This window comes from Nannocystis bainbridge (assembly GCF_028368995.1).
GTDB classification, from domain to species: domain Bacteria; phylum Myxococcota_A; class Polyangia; order Nannocystales; family Nannocystaceae; genus Nannocystis; species Nannocystis bainbridge.
Map to the genome: position 1 here is coordinate 1,630,519 of NZ_JAQNDL010000002.1, position 18,320 is coordinate 1,648,838.

Consider the following 18,320-nt stretch of genomic DNA (forward strand, 5'->3'; position numbering starts at 1 on the left):
TCCTGGTCGTCGCGGTGGCAGGCGCAAAGTCCACGGTCCGCACGGGCCGGCAGTTCTCGAGCCTCGAGCAGGCCGACACGGCCACGCCGCCCGCCTCGTCGGTGTCCGCGCCGGACGACGCGCGTCACCTCAGCCGGCTGGCCAGCGAGGCCCGGCGCGGCGACGCGCTCGCCCCCGAGCGGCTGGCGATGGAGGCGATCAAGGCCCGCCTGTTCCCCGGCGAGGTCGCGCCCGCCAAGATCGGCCGCTTTACCGTCCTGCGGCAGATCGGCGCCGGCGGCATGAGCGTCGTCTACGCCGCCTACGACGAGCGCCTCGATCGCAGGATCGCCGTCAAGCTGCTGCGCTCCGGCGAGGCGGCCGACAACCAGGCGCGGCTGCTGCGCGAGGCGCAGGCGATGGCCCGCCTGGCCCACCCCAACGTCGTCGCCGTGCACGAGGTCGGCGCCTGGGAGAACCAGGTCTACGTCGCCATGGAGTTCGTGCGCGGGCCCAACCTGCGCGACTGGTTGCAAGCTGTCCCGCGGGACATCCGCGAGATCCGCGAGGTGTTCGTGGCCGCCGGCCGGGGCCTCGCCGCCGCCCACCACGCCGGCCTGGTCCACCGCGACTTCAAGCCGGCCAACGTGCTCGTCGGCGACGACGGCCGCGTGCGCGTCGGCGACTTCGGCCTCGTGCGTCACGCCGGCGACGAGCCGCTCGAGCCGCCCGCGCCCGCACCTGTCCCTTCGACCAGCATCCTCAGCGCCGGCGCGCGGGTCGAGCTCTCGACCACCCTCACCCAGACCGGCGCGATCCTCGGCACGCCGGCGTACATGTCCCCCGAGCAGCACCTGGGCCGGCCCGTCGACGCCCGCAGCGACCAGTTCTCGTTCTGCGTCGCCCTCTACGAGGCCCTCTACGGCGCCCCGCCGTTCGCCGGCCGCGACCTGTTCGAGCTGGCCCGCCGCGTGCTCGCCGGCGCGGTCTCACCTGTCCCCGAGGACAGCAAGGTCCCCGCCTGGCTGCGGCGCGCGCTCGTCCGCGGCCTCGCCGTCGATCCCGCCGCGCGCTGGCCCAGCATCGACGACCTGCTCGACGAGCTCGAGCGCGATCCGGAGCGGGCCTGGCGGACCCGCCGCAGCGCCGCGCTGGTCGGCCTCGCGGTGGTCGTCGTGGTCGTCGGCCTGCTCGTCGTCGCGCGCGAGCGGGCCGACGCGGCCACGCAGGCCCAGCGGGCCGAGGCCGCCGCCGATCGCCAGCGGCGGACCGCCGAGGACGAGCGGGCCGCCGCCGAGCAGGAGCGCGACCGGGCCTTCGTCGACGCCAAGGCCCAGCTCGCCGAGGCCCAGCGGGCCCAGGCCGCCCTCAAGGACGCGCTCGCGGCCGCCGAGGCCCAGCGCCTCAACGCCGAGGCCCACGCCGCCCTGGCCGAGCACGCGCTGGGCGAGGCCGAACGGCGCCGGCGCGAGGCCGAGGGCCAGCGCAAGGAGGCCGAGCGCCAGACTGGCCGCGCCGTCCACGAGGCCGCGCGGGCCCGCGACGCCAACCGCCTGGCCCAGGCCCTCGCCGGCGCGCGCGGCGATCCGACCACCGTGCTGGCCCTGCTGCGCGAAGTCGAAGATCCGGCCGCCGCGTCCGGGTGGGTGCCCGCGGCCGTGTCGGCGCTGCTGCACCCGGTCAGCGTCGCCGTCCTGCGCGGCCGCGGGGCCGCCCTGCAGGTCGCCGCGTTCAGCCCCGACGGCGCCCGGATCGCCGCCGCCGGCGAGGATCGGCGCGTGACCCTTTGGTCATGGCCCGAAGACCATGTCCTGAAGATCCACGAGCACCAGGGCCCCGTGCGCGCCGTCGCCTTCGCCCCCGGCGGCGCGCTCGTCAGCGGCGCCGAGGACGGCGCGGCCGTGTGGCAGGATCCGCCGCTGCGCCTGCCCGCGTCGGCCGGCGCCGACCTGCGGGCCTTCGCCCTCGCGCCCGACGGCCGCACCCTCGTCACCGGCGGCGGCGACGGCCGCGTGCGCGCTTGGGACCTGGGGGCCGCGCCGCCGCGCCCGCGCGAGCTGGCCCGCCACGAGGGACCTGTCCATGCGGTCCTGTTCGACAGGACAGGTCACCTCGTCGCATCCGCCGGCGCCGACGGGGCCGCGCGCATCGTCGACCTGCGCGCCGGTCCTCCGCGCTCCCTGGCCCACCCGAGCGGCGCCGTGCGCAGCGCTGCGTTCAGCCCCGACGGCCGCAAGCTCGCCACCGGGGCCCAGGACGGGCTCGTGCGGGTGTGGGACACCCAGGGCTCGGGCGCGCCGGCGCTGCTGCGCGGACACGCCGACGAGGTCGTCGCCCTGGCCTGGAGCCCCGACGGCGAGCACCTCGCGTCCGCCTCGCTCGACCGCAGCGCCCGCCTGTGGACCGCCGCGGGCGCCCTCCAGCGGACCCTGCGCGGCCACGACGGCCGCGTCTACGCCGTCGCCTGGAGCCCCGCCGGCGAGCGCCTCGTCACCGCCTCGCAGGACGGCACCGCCCGCGTCTGGCCGGTCGCCGGCGCACCTGTCCCCGGGGACATGCCGCTGGTCCTGCGCGGCCACGGCGAGGCGGTGGTCGCCGCCGGCTTCAGCCCCGCCGGCGACCACGTCGTCACCGCCTCGCGCGACGGCACCGCCCGCGTCTGGCGGGTCCGCGGCGGCGATCCGCTGGTCCGCGCCGTCGCGCTCGGCGGCCCCGTCGATCACCTGGTCTGGACCGCCGCCGGCCTGCACGCCGTCCGCACCGACGGCCGCGGCTTTCACCTCGCGTCGCGGGACATGCCCGATAGGTCAGGCCCCAAAGGACATGTCGAAAAGGACATGTCATCCTCGCCAGACGAGTCCCGCGCGCGCCCCAGCCCGCTCGCCGGCGGCCCCGCCCCTTCCATGTTCCTCGGGCCAGGTACGAACGGACATGTCCTCACCATCACCCGCGCCGGGGCCCTGCAGGGCTGGGACGACGCCCGCCGGCCGCTGCGGCCGCGCCCGCTCGACCCCGCGGCCGCGGCCGCGGCCGTCACCGCCGACCTCACCCTCGCCGCCCTCGCCGTGCCCGACGGCGCCCGTCTTTTCGACCTGTCCGATGGGACATCTCGCGCCCTGACCGGCCACCGCGGCAGCGTCACCGCCCTGGCCTTCTCGCCCGACGGCAGCAGGCTCGCCACCGGCGCCGCCGACCGCACGGCCCGGCTCTACGACGTGCGCGACCTCGCCGCCCCGCGCGAGCTCGGGCCGCACTCGGGCAGCGTCACGGTCCTCGCCTTCTCACCCGACGGCCAGCGGCTGGCCACGGGCTCGTGGGACCGCCGGGTCCGGATCTGGCCGCTCGACGGGTCCGCGCCGACGATCCTCGAGGAGCACAGCGGCCCGGTGCGCGCGCTCGCCTGGCGTCCCGACGGCGCCGCCCTCGCTACCGCCAGCGACGACGCGACGGTGCGGGTCTGGCCGCTCGACGGCCGCGACGAGCCGGTGGTCCTGACCGGCCACCAGGGCCCCGTGCGCGCCCTCGCGTGGTCACCCGCCGGCCCGCACCTCGCCTCGGCCGGCGACGACGGCCAGCTCCGCCTGTGGTCGGCCGACTTCGCCCCCGCGACCCTGCAGGCCCGCCTGCGCGCCGCCTCGCCGGTGTGCCTGTCGGCGCGCCAGCGCGGCCAGCTGCTCGGCGAACCCCCAGCCCTCGCCGAGGCCAACGCGAGCGCGTGCCAGAGCGCGCGCGAACCGGCGCCGTGAGGCGCATCCCTGACTCGCGCGCCCGCGGACGCATTCCCGGACGAGGAAGCGACGCGCGCCGTCCTTCGCAAATTCGTGCGCCTGCCGACGCAATTTCGAGACGATGGGGCGATACGCATCGCCCCTCCGCAAACTCGATCGCTCCGGCCAGCACACCCGGGCGACCTCGAGCTCGCGGGTCGTGGACTCGAGGCGACACGCTCGCGCTTTCTCGAATTCGCCTCGGCGACATCTCGGTCCTTCATGGGCATCCGCCCGCGCGAACGCGTCCAGTGAACGTCACCGCCCCGGCGTGCTAAAACCTCGCCCCATGCATCGTCGCAGCGCCGCCGTCGTCACGATCGTCGCGCTCGCGCTGGCCGGCGCCCCCGCGCCTGCCCGCGCCCAGCAGCCCGCGGCCCCCGCGTACGAGCCCGCGCCGCCGCCCACGCAGGAGGTCGTTCGGATCGCCGAGTCCGCGCCGCCGCCCCTGCAGGAGCCGCCCCCGCCCGCGGCCTACGACACCGTCATCCTGCGCGACGGCAGCGTCCTGCGCGGCACCATCCTCGAGCTCCACCAGGACCGCGAGGTCATCATCCAGCTCACCGGCGGGCTGCGCACGATCGCCTGGGCGGACATCGCCTCGACCACCTTCGCCGGCGCGGCGACAGGTCCCCAGGGACAGGCTCCGCAACCTTCGGGACATGTCCCTGCGGACAGCCTCGCCGTCGCCGTCGCGCCCGAGGACGAGGTCGCGCCGGGCCCGAGCCGGCCGCGGATCTTCATCGAGGTCACGCGCCCGGCCGACGTCCACCTGCTCGAGGGCACGCCCACGGCGAACAGCAACACGCAGATGGGCCGCGGCCCCCGCACGGTCTGTCGCGCTCCGTGCGGCAAGGTCATCGACGGCCGCGCCGGCTACCCGTTCCATTTTGGCGGCGACCGGGTCATGCCGTCGTCGACCTTCTTCCTCAAGGATCTCGAGGGCGAGTACGTCGCCCGCGTCCAGCCCGGCCGCCGCGGTCTCCTCATCGGCGGCATGCTGCTGTCAGGCTACGGGGCCGGCGGCGCGCTGGCCGGCGGCATGCTCACCGCGCTCGGCAACGACCGCGACCGTCGCACCGTCGGCAGCGTGATCCTGGGCGTCGGCCTGGCGATGCTGATCGGCGGCATCGCCATGGCGATCCGCGGCACGACCCGCTACAGCCTCACGCGCCGCCGCTGACGCCAGCGCCTCACGTGCCTCCGCGGTGACGCGCCGCCGCTGATGCCAAAAGTCCGAAGGGACATGTCCGAGTAGACATGTCCCTTCGGACCTTGCGCAACGGTCATGCGGCCGCGGCCGCGAAGCCCGGCGCGCGCGTCAGCCCGGCGTCACGCCCGGCTCGGCCGCCTCGAGCGACCACTCCCACGCGTCGAGCAGCACCAGCGAGTCGAAGATGTGGCCGCCGGTGTCCCAGATCGCCAGACGAATCTCCATGATCTCGCCCGGCTCGACGTTGCCGCGCAGCGTCAGCCAGCCGGTGCCGCCGCCGATCATCGTCTGCGCCGGCTCGCAGGTCGAGTTGTCCTTCTGGTCGAAGCCGGTGCCGATGAGCTCTGCCGTGCTCTCGCAGCCGTTGTAGTCGGAGGTCGGGACGCCCTGGGCCGCGCAGCCGACCTCGCCGCCCTGGCACTGGGTGAACAGGCCGGCGGCGACCTTGACGAGGTTGACGCCGATCGGCCACAGCGTCTTGCCGTCGTCGTAGATCGCCACGTTCTTGTCGTCCGGGTTGCCGTCGGCGTCCGAGTCGACCAGGGCGACGAAGAAGTCGTTGTACTGGCTGCACACGTACTCGGGGTACTCGGCCGAGAAGAAGTACATCTTGGTCGAGAACGACTTGGCGTTGGTCGGGACCCGGATCCGCAGCTTGAGCATGATCGGGTCGTTGGCCGACGGCACCAGCGGCACGTTGCAGCCGGGCGGGTTGGGCAGCTTGCCGCCGATCGCCGTCCACCAGTCCTGCGGCGGCGGGCTCGAGGTGCCGAGGTTGGCGCCGCCCTCGAACTTCACGAAGTTCGGCTTGGTGTCGTTGGCGTCGGCGGCGTGGCCGCTCGACAGGATCATCAGGCGGCTGTGCTTCTGCGGCGCGATCGTGTCGCCGAAGCCGGCGCGGATCGAGCGCGACGCGGCCGCCGGCAGACCTGTCCCATCGGCCAGGCTGAACTTGCCGCCGATGACGCCCCAGGTCCGGTCCTTCGGGTCCGCCGGGTTCTCGACCGTCATCTGGCACAGGTCGAGCGCGCGGGCGTAGTCGAGGGGATCGGCCGAGTCGCTGGCGAGCGCGGCGTCGCAGCTCGGCGCCTCCTCGTCGACGGTGCCGTCGCAGTCGTCGTCGACGGTGTTGCCGACGAACTCGTAGGCGCCCGGGTTGACCCGCTCCGGATCGGAGCACGCGCCGCTGGCGACGTCGCAGCAGTCGCCGCTGCACACGCCCCAGCCGTCCCCGTCCTCGTCGGCGTCCTCGTCGACGTCGCCGTCGCAGTCGTCGTCGATCTCGTTGCCGCAGGCCTCGGGGGCTGGCCACACCGCGCCCTCGCACGCGCCAAAGCCGAGCCCGCCGTCGAGGCAGGTCCGCACCCCGGACACGCAAGCGCCGACGTCCTGGGTGCCGTCGGGCCCGCCATAGCACGGCTCCTCCTGGCCCGGCTCGCACGGCTGGCTGCACACCCCGGCCTCGATGTCGCACTTCGGGCCGTCCGGGCTGTCTTTACATTCCTGGTCCGAAGAACATGGTGTTCCGGACATGCTCGTCGAGTCGGTGACGACGCTCTCGGTCGTCGTCGTGGTGGTCCCGGCCGTCGTCGGCTCCGGCCCCGTGGTCGGCTCGGCGGTGGTGACCTCGCCGGTGCCCGTGGTCGTCACGGGCGCCGTGGTCGCGCTGCCTGCCGACGACTCGGTCGCCGAGGCGAACCCGTTGGTGGTGGCGTCCTGACCGCCCCCGCAGGCGAGGAGCGCCCACAGCGGCAGCGTGGTGACGGCCGCAGACGGCCCGGTGATTCGTGGGTAACGAGACATCGCGTGCACCTCCGGGCTCGCGGGACGCGAGCGCGCAAGCTATGCCAAAAAGCCCCTGCAGGTGCACGAGGCCCGGTCTTCCGTCAACTCACGCGTGACCCCGGCGTGACCGCTGGGCGGCGGGCCCTCGAGGGCGTGACACCTCGCTGTCACTTGCTCCTGCAACGGACACTCGTTCATGACGGCGTCGTCATTGCGCCGCGGGGAACGAACCGGTTATCGTGGCCCCCGATGCATCTTGGGACCCGATCCAGCCTGGTATTGCTGGCGAGCGCGATTTCGCTCGCGGCTTGCACCGACGATACGAGCACGCCTACCACTGAGAGCGACTCGGACACTTCGACGACCGGCACCAGCGCCGGGCCCGGCAGCGACACCGTCGTGCCGACGACCACGGATCCGACGACTTCCACGTCCACCGTCGGGCCGACCACTGTGGGCCCGACCACCGAGACCGGCACGGTGACCGAGACCGGCACGATCACCGAGACCGGCACCGCCACCGACACCAGCACGGGCACCGACACCGACACCGACACCGACACCGACACCGGCGGCCCGGTCGACGGTGTGATCGAGTGCGACGCGCCGCCGCTGGCCCCGCCGGCCGAGGGCACCTGTGAGGTCCTGTCCCAAGGGCCAGGCGGCACCCTGATCCGCGGCACCGTGCTCGCGCCCGACGCCGTCTACGAGAACGGCGCCGTGCTGGTCGACGCCTCGGGCGTCATCGCCTGCGTCGGCTGCGACTGTCTCGATCTGCCCGCGGCCCAGGACGCGACCCAGCTCGGCTGCGCCCAGGGCGTCATCTCGCCCGGCCTCATCAACCCCCACGATCACATCAGCTTCGCCGCCAACAAGCCGATCGGCGAGGGCAAGGATCGCTACGAGCACCGCCACGACTGGCGCGTCGGCAAGAACGGCCACCAGAAGCTCACTGTCCCCGGCGGCGCCGACTCGGCCGAGATCCTGGCCGCCGAGTTCCGCTTCATCATGAGCGGCGCGACGTCGGCGGCCGCGGCCGGCGGCAAGGCCGGCCTGCTGCGCAACCTCGACATGGGCCTGCTCGAGGGTCTGCCGCTCCCGGTCGCCAACAGCGACACCTTCCCGCTCGGCGACACCAACGGCTACCAGAACGCCTCGATGTGCGGCGGCTACCCCGGCGTCACCTTGACCTCGGAGATCGAGGACGAGAACGCCTACCTGCCGCACATCGCCGAGGGCATCGACGACTTCGCCCGCAACGAGTTCGTGTGCCTCAGCGCGGGCATGAGCGACGTCATCGCCAGCCAGACGGCAATCGTCCACGCGATCGGCCTCACCGCCGAGGACAGCGCGACCATCCATCCCGACCGCGCGCGCGTGGTCTGGTCGCCGCGCTCCAACATCGTCCTCTACGGCAACACCGCCCAGGTCACCGTCCTCGACAACCTCGGCGTCCCGCTCGCGCTCGGCACCGACTGGGTCGCCTCGGGCTCGATGAACATGCTCCGCGAGCTCCGCTGCGCCGACGAGCTCAACACCACCTACTACAACAATCACTACAGCGACCGCGACCTGTGGAGCATGGTCACGCTGAACGCCGCCCTGGCGACCGGCAGCGAGGGCGCGATCGGCCTGCTGCGCCCCGGCTACGCCGGCGACATCGCGGTGTTCGACGGCGCCGAGCTCGAGCGCCACGCCGCGGTGGTCCGCGCCGAGCTCCCGGGCGTCGTGCTCGTCATGCGCGGCGGCCTGCCGCTCTACGGCGACACCGCGGTGATGGCGGGCTTCAACGGCATGAGCTGCGAGGACATCGACGTGTGCGGCCGCTCCAAGACCGCCTGCGTCAGCGGTGACACCGGCGGCGTCACGTACGCCCAGATGAAGGCGGCGATCGAGACGACCTACCCGATGTTCTTCTGCGGCACGCCCGACGCCGAGCCGACCTGCGTGCCCTCGCGTCCGGGTGAGTACGACGGCTTGCCGGTGGCCGACGACCTCGACGGCGACGGTCTCGCCGACGCCGACGACAACTGCCCCAACGTGTTCAACCCGCCGCTGCTGATCGAGCCCGGCGTGCAGCCCGACGCCGACGGCGACGCCGCCGGTGACGCCTGCGATCCGTGCCCGCTCGACAACACCGACAGCTGCACCATCGTCGACGCCGACGACATGGACGACGACGGCGTGCCCAACGGCGCCGACAACTGCATCCGCATCGCCAACGGCGACCAGGCCGACGGCGACGGCGACGGCAAGGGCGACTCGTGCGACTCGTGCCCGTCGGCCAACCCGGGCTACGCGCCGTGCCCGACCTCGATCGAGGCCATCCGCGATCCCAGCCACCCGGAGCATCCGGCGGACGGCGCGGTCGTCAACGTGCTCGGCGCCTACGTCACCGGCATCCGCCCGGCGACCGGCAGCTCGCGCGGCTTCCACATCGAGACCGGCACCCAGGCGCCCTTCACCGGCATCTTCGTGTTCACCGGCAACGCCTCGCCGCCGGTCAAGGTCGGCGACAAGGTCGACATCATCGGCACCTACGAGCAGTACTTCGGCCTCGACGAGATCTCGTACCCGCAGGTCTCGATCGTCGAGACCGGCAACGTGCTCCCGTTCGACCCGCTGCCCGCCGAGCCGGCCGACATCGCCACCGGCGGCCCCGATGCCACCCGTCTGCAGTCGATGCTCGTGTCCGTCGACATGCTGACGATCACCGTCGTCAACCCCGACGCGCCGATGGACTTCGACGAGTTCGCGGTCACCGGCAACCTCCGCATCGACGACCAACTGTCGGACGCGGTCAAGGACATGCAGCTCAACAACGCCTGCCCCGTCGGCACCCAGATCGAGTCGATCGCCGGCGTGCTCGGCTTCAGCTTCAACAACACCAAGCTGCAGCCGCGGGTGAAGAGCGACATCGTCCTCGGGCCCAACAACATGTGCAACCCGTGGCCGTAGCGCCGCAGGTCGCGCTCGCCTAGACTCGGGCCCGGTGCCGCGTTCTCCGGGCCGCTCCCCCCTCGCCTCGGTCCCGTTCGGGCCGGGGCGTTTTGCGTCGCACGACGCGGGCCGCTCGCCTGGCGAACCATCGCGCGGGAGCACGGTCCGCGGCTCCACGTCGCCGCGCGCTCCGGGCATCGCCTCGCCGTCGCGCTCGCGCACCCTGCTCGCGCTCGCCGGCCTGTGCAGCGTCCTGCTACCGGGTGACGCATCCGCCGAGCCCGCGCGGCGCTGGCCGCTGTGGCCCACCGAGGTCTCGCGGGCGGCCGAGCCGCTGATCGGCGCGCCCGAGAGCGAGCTGCGGCTCGTCCGCGACAGCCGACGCGTCGCCGCCGTCCGCGACCTCGACGGGTTCGCCACCCCGCTCGTCGCCCCGATCCTCGTCACCGCGCTCGAGGACCGCTCGAGCGCCGTCCGCCGCGAGGTCCTGCAGTCGTGCCTCGAGCGGCAGCTGCTCGCCTGCGCCCCGGCGGCGCGCAAGATCTGGCAGACCGAGCTCGATGACGCCGCGCTCCGCGTCGCCGCGCTCCGCGTCGTCGTGCTCGCCGCCGACCCCGAGCGCCTGCAGCTGTTCCTCACCGCCCTGCGCGACCCCGACCCCCTGATCCGCGCCGAGTCGATGCGCACCTTCGCGGCCGCGACCTGGCCCAAAGACCAGCTCGCGCTCGTGCGCACCAACCTGATCGCCAAGCTCGCCGATCCGACCCCGGAGGTCCGGCGGGCCGCCGCGCACGGCCTCGGCGTGCTCGGTCCCGACGACCCGCGCACCGGCCGGTCCGACGGCGCCCTGCCGCTCACCCGCTTGCTCGTCGACCCCGATCCGCAGGTCCGCCAGGACACCGCCGACGCGCTCGCGCGCCTGCGCGACAGCCGGGCCGCGCCGGCCCTGCTGCGCGCGCTCCAGGTCGGCGACGAGACCTACGTCGGTCGCAGCCTGCTGCACGCGTTCGCGGCCTTGCCCGGGCCTGCCGGCAAGCCCGGCGACGGACCCGACGGCCTCGACGTCGACGCCGAGCTGCTGCGCCTGCTCGACGCCCCGCCGCGCAACCTGCTGCCGCGGCACGTCGCCGAGGCCATCGCCCGCCGGCGCAGCCCTGGCGCCGCCCTGGCCGAGGGCCTGGTCGCCCGCCTCCGCGAGGACGCGCTGCGCCAGACCGAGGCGCACACACTGCGTCAGCCCGCGCTCGACGCCCTGCTCGGCCTCGGCGAGGCCGCCCGCCCGGCCCTGACCGCCGCCCTCGCCCGCGGCCTCGAGCCGCCGCTCGAGCGAGAGATCCGGCGCCTGCTCGCCGCCCTCGATCCGCCGCGCACCGCCGCCCTGTTCGCCGCCCCGTGGCCGGCCGACGCCGACCGCGAGGCCTGGCAGCGCGCCCTCGGCGAGCCCGACCCTGCCGGCCGCCTGCGGGCCGCCGCGGCTCTCGGCGCGCGCGCCCCCGATTGGCTCGGCGGCGCCGCCGGCCACCGCCTCGAGCTGGCCGGCAGCCCGGAATTGCGGCGCCCGTGGCTGCTCGCGCTCGCCGGCGCCCCCGGCTGGACCGCCGTCGACGACGCGCTGGCGCTGCGCCTCGCCGTCTGGGCCGACGACCCGACCCTCGCCAGCGCCGATCGCTGCCTCGCCGTGGCCGCCCTCGCCCGCCTGCGCCACGGCGGCGCCACCTTCCTGCGCGCCGCCGCCCGCCAGGCCGCCGCCGCCGACCCGGGCGTGCGCGCCTGCACGGCCGCCGCGCTCGCCTGGGCCTCGCCCCGCCTCGCCGACCCGCTGCTCGCCGGTCTCCTGCGTGACGCATCGGCGCGCGTCCGCACCAGCGCCGCCCTCGCGCTCGCCTGCCGCGACCGGCCCGACCCCGGATTCGCGCCCCAGCTGGCGCTGATGGCCGCCCGCGACCCCGAGCCGGCCGTCCTGCGCGCCGTCGAACTCGCCCGCGCCCCCGAGCCCTGCGACAGCTGGGGCCTCGTGATCGCCCCGCCCGGCGAGGCCGGCCCGTGGCTGCCCCTGCGGCTGCGCGGCCACGAGCTCCAGGCTCCGGCCGAGACCGTCGGCAGCCTGCGCTTCGCCCTCGGCCCCGGCCTGGCCGCCGCGACCCTCCGTGACCTGCCCGGCCCGCCGGTCGAAGTCACGAGCCCGCGGATCGGCTTCGACTGACGCGTGCCCGCTCCTCGCTCGCGCCGGCGCTGCGGACCGGCCTCGCTGCCGCTCCGCCGCAGGCGCACCTTCACAGTCGCCCGCTTCAGTCACGGCGCGTCCCGATCGCGTCGCCGCTTCGAAGGGAGCGCACCTTCACGTCACGAGGCGAGGAACCGTCTTCGCGCTCTTATCGGTCGGTCGGCGGGCTGCGTGGCCTCGTCGGCGACCACTCTCGCTGCGGGCCGCCACGCGGCACCCGCTGTCACGGCGCTCAACGTCCGTCCTCGCGCCGGCCCTGTAAAGAAGATCGGCCTCGCGCTCCCCTGCGGCCCTGCCACCCCGGCGTTGCGAATCGTGTATCGCAGCCCCCGCGGACCTCGGGCCGTCGGCTCGAAGTCATCAAAAGTTGCTTTCTCGCCAAGAAAGCAATCGTCCAAGGCTCCCCGATCCTCCCCCTTCCGGCAACCGCTGGCAATCACAACCTTTTTCGTCTGGACTCAGTCTTGCTCATTAGGTCGGGCATGCGAGCCGTGACCCCTGCCGACGAGTTCCTGGCCCAGATCAACCCTCACCTGCCGCGCCTGACCAGCGTCGGCATGCGCCTCACCCGGCAGCGCAGCGAGGCCCAGGACCTGGTGCAGGAGGCCCTGACCAAGGCGTGGGCCAACTGGCACCGCTTCCGGCCCGGCGGCAGCCTCGGCGCCTGGCTGTCGCGGATCCTGGTCAACACCTTCATCTCGCGCCACCGCCACCAGCGCGTCGTCGACGTCACCGCCAGCCGCAGCGACATCGCCGAGCACATGTTCGACGCCGCCCGGATCGACGCCTGCAGCGCCCCCGAGGCCGCCTGGCACGCCGAGGGCCTGTCCGACGAAGTCGCCGCTGCGCTCGCCGCTCTGCCGCCGAACTACCGCGAGGTCGTCGAGCTCGTCGACCTGCACGGCCTCGCCTACCGCGAGGCCTCCGAGCAGCTCGGCTGTCCGCTCGGCACCGTGATGAGCCGTTTGCACCGCGCGCGCCGGCTGCTCCGCGACCAGCTCTCGGACTATGCTCAGCAGCACGGCCTCGCCGCCGCCGCCGCCTGATGCTCGCCCCTCGATCGCGCCGCTTCCTCGCCTGTCTCTTGGGACTGGTGCTCTCCTCCGCCTGCGAGGGCAAGCCCGGCGCCGGCGCGACGGCCAGGACCGGCGGCGCCGCCCCGGTGCTCGCCCTCGGCGCGCCGGTCCCCGCCTTCGCCGGCACCACCTTGCGCGGCGAGCCGCTCAGCCTCGCCGACCTGCGCGGCCGCGTCGTCCTCCTCAACGTCTGGGCCACCTGGTGCGACCCCTGCCGCGAGGAGCTGCCCGACCTGCAGGCGCTGCACGTCCGCCACGAGCCCGAGGGCCTCACCGTCGTCGGCGTCAGCACCGACGCCGCGCGCGACGCCCGGACCCTGCGCAACATGGTCGCCGGCTTCGGCCTCACCTACCCGATCGTCCACGACGAGCGCAACGTCGTCAGCGGCCCGTTCCAGGTCATCGGCTACCCGGCCAGCTACCTCGTCGACCGCGCCGGCAACCTCCGCTGGCGCCGCGACGGCCGGATCCCCACCGGCGACCCCGAGCTCGCCGCCGCCCTCGCAGCGGCGCTGGCCGAGCCTGCGCCGTAGAGCATGTCCGTGCGGACATGCCCTCGCGGACGTGTCGCTTCGGACATGTTCACAAGGCCGCCCGCGCGTCCAGGCCGACCGAGCCTGCGCCGCAGAGCATGTCCGTGAGGACATGCCCTCGCAGACATGTCGCTTCAGACATGACCGCGAGGCCAGCTCACTCGCGCAGCGGCGACCGCCGCGCGAGCGGCTCACACTCCGAGCAGCTCGCGCACGCTGCCGGCGACCGCCGCAGTGGGCAGGCACATGCGGGCCCCGGCGGCGCGCGCGGCCATGCGGATCTCGTCGGTCGGCGCGTCGTGGACCGCGATGATCTGCGGGTTGCTGGGCCCCGCGGCCAGCTTGGCGATCACGTCGGTGCTCTTGAGGTCGGGCACCGTCATGCTGAGGATCACGTAGCGCGGCGGCGCGGCCTGGGCGACCAGCAGCGCGTCGGCGCCGGTCTGGGCGGTCTTGATCTCGAGCGCCGGCGTCGCCCGCTCGAGCTCCTCCTTCACCTTGGCGCGGAAGTCGGCGTTCTGGGTCACCAGCAGCACCTTCGAGTTGTCGCGCGCGTCGTTCGACGGCTCGATGCGGGGCTCGTCGCGCAGGTGGAACGCCTCGACCACGCGGCGACGGACCTCGGCGACGTCGAGCGGCTTCTTGAGGCAGGCCGACGCGCCGGCCGCCAGGATCCGCTCCATGTTGGCCTCGGTGTAGTAGCCGGTGATGGCGATGATCTCGGTGTGCATCGTCGACGCGTCGCGCTTGAGGCGAGCGCACACCTCGAAGCCGTCGACGCCGGGCATCATCAGGTCGAGGAAGATGAGCTGCGGGCGGAACGTCGCCACCAGCCGGCCGGCGTCGAACGCGTCGCGGGCGACCTCGACGTCGAACTGATGCGACAGGTCCTTGAGGACATCCCGCACCAGGTCGAGCACGACCGGCTCGTCGTCGATCACGAGCAGGCGGCCGACCTCGTCGCCGGTCGGCACGGTGAACGGGATCCCGCGCTCTTGACAGACGCGCTCGAGATCCTCGCGCCGCACGCGGCGGTGGCCGCCCACGGTCTTGAACGCCGGGATGAGGCCGTCCTCGATCCAGCGGATCACGGTGGTCGGCGTGACGCAGCAGATCCGCGCGACGTCGTGGGTGGAGTAGGTGTCTTTGACTGGAGTGCGTCCGCGGCTCATACGCTGGGGGGCTGCCCTTCGGGGGCGTCCGGGAGGTGGATCGTGAAGGTCGTACCCAGCCCGGGCTGCGACCTCACGAGGATATCACCTCCGTGGTCCTTGATGATTCCGTAGGAGATCGCAAGCCCGAGGCCGGTGCCCTTGCCGATGTCCTTGGTGCTGAAGAACGGGTCGAAGATGCGGTCGAGGATCTCGGGGGGGATCCCGCAGCCCTCGTCGGCGATCTCGAGCACGACGCGGCCGTCTTCCCGGTCGAGGCGGATCCGGATCCGGCCGCCCCGCGGCATGGCGTCGACCGCGTTCGAGAACAGGTTGAGGAGCACCTGCTCGAGCTGATCGGCGTCGCCGACGAGCATCGCCTTCGGCAGCCCCGAGCGCAGGACCCGGACGTTGTGCATCCGCCACTGGTACTCGCCGATGCCGATCACGCGGTCGATGAGGCCGCTCAGGTCGACGGGCCGGCGCTTGCCGCCCTCGCGCTGGCGCGAGAACAGCAGCACGCCCTCGACGATCTTGCGGCAGCGCTCGCCGCTGGCCGCGATCTTCTCGACCTTCTCGCGCACGTTCGGGTCGAGCGGCTTCTCGAGCAGCAGCCGGCTGTAGCCGACCACGCCGCTGAGCGGGTTGTTGATCTCGTGGGCGATCCCCGCCGCCAGCAGGCCCACGGCCGCGAGCTTCTGCGTGCGCAGCACCTGGTCCTCGAGCGCTCGCCGCCGCCGCAGGTCGAGCGCGACGAGCACCGCGCCGGCCCCCGGATCGTCGGCCCCGCGCAGCAAGCGACCCTCGAGGTGCAGCGGGATCTCCTGCCCGCCCTCGGCCAGCACCGCGACCTCGGTGGCGATCGCGCCGGTCGACCGCAGGCTCGTCCACAACGTGTCCCATCGGGCAGGTTCGGCCAGGCGCGCCACCTCGACCCCGAACTTGCGCCCGCGGGCCGCCTCGGCCGACACGCCGAGCAGCTGCTGGCTGGCGCGGTTCCACGTCACGACCCGCCCGGCCGCGTCGATCGAATTGATGAGCACGCTGGTCTGGTCGAGCAGCAGCGCCTGATAGTCCGCCAGCGCCTCGGTCTCGATCATCAGGCGACCGCCCTCGAGCCCGAGCGCCAGCTGCGGGGCGAGCAGCGCCAGCAGCCGCAGCGGCGTCGCGTCGCGCGGCCCGGCGCCGGCCAGCACGAAGAACCCGGCCACCCGCGGATTGGCCCCCAGCGCCAGCCGGAGCGCGCTCCTCCGGCCCTCGAGCTCGCCGAACCACCGCCGGTGCGTGGGCTCCGTCGCGTCGATCTCGACCACCGCCGGGCCGCTGCCCCACGCCGCCGGCGGCTCGCTCTCGACGGGCAGCGTCGACACCCGCGGCGCGCAGCCGGTCCGCAGCGTCCACCGCTGCCAGCCCTCGCCGACGCGCGCGAGCACGACTCCGCGGGTGAACCCGAGCGAGTCCATGATCGCCCCGCAGGCCGCCGCCACGTTGTCGTGCGGCCGCGCCGTCGACACCAGCAGGCGGTCGACCTGGGCCAGCAGCCGATCCTCGAAGTCCTGCTGCCGGCGCTCGCGGAGGTCGCGGAGCAGCGCCACCGTCGGCGCCCCCTCCTCGCGCCCGCCCGCCAGCGACAGCTCGACCGGCAGCGGCGCCCCGTCGAGCCGCCGCAGCTCGATCTCGCCATGCCAGTTGCCGACCCGCGCCTGCGTCAGCGCCTCGCTCAGCGCCCGCGCGGCCGCCGGCTCGGCCAGCTCGAGCAGGCTGCGCCCGCCCAGGTGCGGCCCGCTCCTGGCCTCCGAGTCCTGTCCCGAAGACAAGGTCTTTCCGGACATGCTCTCTGCGCCAGGTCGCGTCCGCGCCAGCGCCCCGTCGGCCGCTGCCTGAGCCCCTGAAACCGCGCTCCGACCCGCTCCGGCGCCGGTTCGCGCCGCCTCGTCAACGGTTCGATCGGCGGCATGCGGCGCCGCGCTCGCCGCCCCGCCTGTCCACACCGCGTCGTCGCCGTCGCTCGCGCGTGACCGAACGGACATGTCCCTCGCGCCACCCGCCGCTCCGGCGCGTGACCGATCGGACATGCCCGTCGGGCCAGCCACGCCCCGGCCGGGCCGCGTATCCACGCCGCCGGCACGTGACCGATCGGGCATGTCCGTAGGGCCAGCCGAGCCGTCCGCCGTCTGCCCCGAAGACACTGTCCGTTGCGACATGTCCTCCACGCCAGGCCGGACGCGGCCGCGCACGTCGCCGGCGAACAGCACCCGCGCGGCCGGGTTGGCGTGCACGATCATGCCCGCGCCGTCGAGCAGCAGCAGCCCCTGGTCGAGCGCCTCGAGGCAGCGGGCCAGCGCGCGGCCGACGTCGGGCGTCTGCGACCGCTCGGGCGCGGTGAACGTCAGCAGCACGTTGTCGCTGGCCAGCTTGCTGGCCCGCACCGCGCACGGCCACGTCCGGCCGCGGCCCGGCACCAGCGTCAGCTCGAGCGAGAAGCTGTGGCCCGCCGGTCGCCCGCGCAGGCCGGTGAAGGCTCGCCCGAACGCGCTGCGCTCGCTGGCGCGCGCGATGTAGCCGAGGAACGGCTCGCCGCCGAGATCGTGGGCGGCGAGGCCCTCGGCCAGCCCCGGGTTGGCCGCCAGGATCAGACCCGCGGGCGTGAGCACGGCGGCCGGCATCGCCAGCGCCGCGACGATCTCGCTGTACGCGCCGAGCGCGCCGTCGGAGCCGAGGCGGACTGTGGCTTCGGCGTCGCCGAGGCGCGGCAGCGAGGAGGTTTTGGAGCCCTGGACCACGAGTGCGGCGGCATGCTTAGCAAAATTCCCCGCCTGGTGCCCGGGGTCGAGTTCGCGCAGCGCCGTCTCGCGCCCCCCGGCCACCCCTGCTAGTCTGCCGCGCCGATGACGCTCACCGACCCTGGCCGCCTCGCGGGCGTGCGGCTCGCCGCCACCGTCGTCCTCCTGCGCGAGCGCGCCGCCGGCGATCCCCAGGTCTTCATGCTCCGCCGTAGCGCCCGGAGCCCGTTCATGCCCGACACCCTGGTGTTCCCCGGCGGCGCGGTCGACCCCGACGACGGCCCCGAGGGCAGCGACGAGGCCTTCGACGCCGCCGCGCGGCGCGAGTGCCGTGAGGAGGCCGGCGTCGCCCTCGAGGCCCGCGACCTCCACTGGTTCGACACCTGGCTCACCCCCGCCGCCGAGCCGCGCCGCTACTTCGCCCGCTTCTATCTCGCGCGCCTGACCGAGGGCGAGTTCGAGGACGCCGCCGCCGACGGCCACGAGACCCACGAGGGCCGCTGGGCCACCCCGGCGGAGCTCCTGGCCGCCTGGCAGCGCGAAGAGGTCGACCTCCCGCCGCCGACGCTGTGCACCCTCATGCGCCTGGCCGACGAGCGCCGCGCCGGCCTCGTCGGCCTCCCCGCCGCCCTCGTGCACGAGCCGATCCTCCCCAAGGGCCTCCTCCAGCCCGACGCCGACGGCGAGGCGCGCCTCGTCGTCGTGCTCCCCCACGACCCGGCCTACCCCGAGCTGCCCGGCGACGGCGTGCCCGCCCCCGCCCGCGTCGCCGACCTGCCCCACCGCCTCGTCCGCGCCGGGAGGACCTGGCGCCTGTGCTGACCCTTCGGCCATGGCCCCCGCGCCATGCTCTTCGGGGCATGTCGCAA

The 18,320-nt window shown here is 74.3% G+C and carries 10 protein-coding genes; 7 read left to right on the top strand and 3 right to left on the bottom strand.

The window, feature by feature from the left end:
* The first annotated feature begins 14 nt into the window (after positions 1-14).
* Positions 15-3,725, top strand: a complete 3,711-nt coding sequence (locus POL25_RS24095; RefSeq protein WP_272088498.1) for a serine/threonine-protein kinase — start codon at positions 15-17, stop codon at positions 3,723-3,725.
* Between the two features lie 310 nt (positions 3,726-4,035).
* Positions 4,036-4,929 (top strand): hypothetical protein, encoded by an 894-nt coding sequence (locus POL25_RS24100; protein ID WP_272088499.1) that lies wholly within the window; start codon positions 4,036-4,038, stop codon positions 4,927-4,929.
* A gap of 138 nt (positions 4,930-5,067) precedes the next feature.
* On the opposite strand, the gene POL25_RS24105 is transcribed toward POL25_RS24100, so the two are convergent.
* A complete protein-coding gene (locus POL25_RS24105) occupies positions 5,068-6,762 on the bottom strand; it encodes a choice-of-anchor L domain-containing protein (RefSeq protein ID WP_272088500.1) in 1,695 nt (564 codons plus the stop codon).
* A 231-nt stretch (positions 6,763-6,993) separates the two neighbouring features.
* Between POL25_RS24105 and POL25_RS44980 the strand changes: the two genes are divergently transcribed.
* The 4 genes from POL25_RS44980 to POL25_RS24125 all read left to right on the top strand — a co-directional run bounded on the left by POL25_RS44980 (position 6,994) and on the right by POL25_RS24125 (position 13,517).
* Positions 6,994-9,702, top strand: a complete 2,709-nt coding sequence (locus tag POL25_RS44980; RefSeq protein WP_272088501.1) for an amidohydrolase family protein — start codon at positions 6,994-6,996, stop codon at positions 9,700-9,702.
* 34 nt (positions 9,703-9,736) lie between these two features.
* Positions 9,737-11,887 carry a HEAT repeat domain-containing protein gene (locus POL25_RS24115; protein ID WP_272088502.1) on the top strand — a complete coding sequence of 717 codons (2,151 nt, stop codon included), beginning with the start codon at positions 9,737-9,739 and terminating at the stop codon, positions 11,885-11,887.
* 503 nt (positions 11,888-12,390) lie between these two features.
* Positions 12,391-12,954 (top strand): sigma-70 family RNA polymerase sigma factor, encoded by a 564-nt coding sequence (locus POL25_RS24120; RefSeq protein WP_272088503.1) that lies wholly within the window; start codon positions 12,391-12,393, stop codon positions 12,952-12,954.
* Positions 12,955-13,001: 47 nt separating this feature from the next.
* Complete coding sequence (locus POL25_RS24125; RefSeq protein ID WP_272088504.1) at positions 13,002-13,517, top strand: TlpA family protein disulfide reductase; 516 nt, start codon at positions 13,002-13,004, stop codon at positions 13,515-13,517.
* 191 nt (positions 13,518-13,708) lie between these two features.
* Here the strand turns inward: POL25_RS24125 and POL25_RS24130 are convergent, their stop codons facing one another.
* Positions 13,709-14,689, bottom strand: a complete 981-nt coding sequence (locus tag POL25_RS24130) for a response regulator (protein ID WP_272088505.1) — start codon at positions 14,687-14,689, stop codon at positions 13,709-13,711.
* Positions 14,686-17,451: an ATP-binding protein gene (locus tag POL25_RS44505; RefSeq protein ID WP_272088506.1), complete on the bottom strand. Its 2,766-nt coding sequence runs from the start codon at positions 17,449-17,451 to the stop codon at positions 14,686-14,688. The genes POL25_RS24130 and POL25_RS44505 overlap by 4 nt, the downstream gene beginning before the upstream one ends.
* 105 nt (positions 17,452-17,556) lie before the next feature.
* On the opposite strand from POL25_RS44505, the gene POL25_RS24140 reads away from it, so the two are divergent.
* Positions 17,557-18,273 carry an NUDIX hydrolase gene (locus POL25_RS24140; protein WP_272088507.1) on the top strand — a complete coding sequence of 239 codons (717 nt, stop codon included), beginning with the start codon at positions 17,557-17,559 and terminating at the stop codon, positions 18,271-18,273.
* Positions 18,274-18,320: the final 47 nt, after the last annotated feature.

Bases quoted from the DNA above. Each gene is read 5' to 3' on its own strand.
- POL25_RS24100 (WP_272088499.1), top strand. From the start codon at position 4,036: ATGCATCGTCGCAGCGCCGCCGTCGTCACGATCGTCGCGCTCGCGCTG.
- POL25_RS24105 (WP_272088500.1), bottom strand. From the start codon at position 6,762: ATGTCTCGTTACCCACGAATCACCGGGCCGTCTGCGGCCGTCACCACG.
- POL25_RS44980 (WP_272088501.1), top strand. From the start codon at position 6,994: ATGCATCTTGGGACCCGATCCAGCCTGGTATTGCTGGCGAGCGCGATT.
- POL25_RS24120 (WP_272088503.1), top strand. From the start codon at position 12,391: ATGCGAGCCGTGACCCCTGCCGACGAGTTCCTGGCCCAGATCAACCCT.
- POL25_RS24130 (WP_272088505.1), bottom strand. From the start codon at position 14,689: ATGAGCCGCGGACGCACTCCAGTCAAAGACACCTACTCCACCCACGAC.
- POL25_RS24140 (WP_272088507.1), top strand. From the start codon at position 17,557: ATGACGCTCACCGACCCTGGCCGCCTCGCGGGCGTGCGGCTCGCCGCC.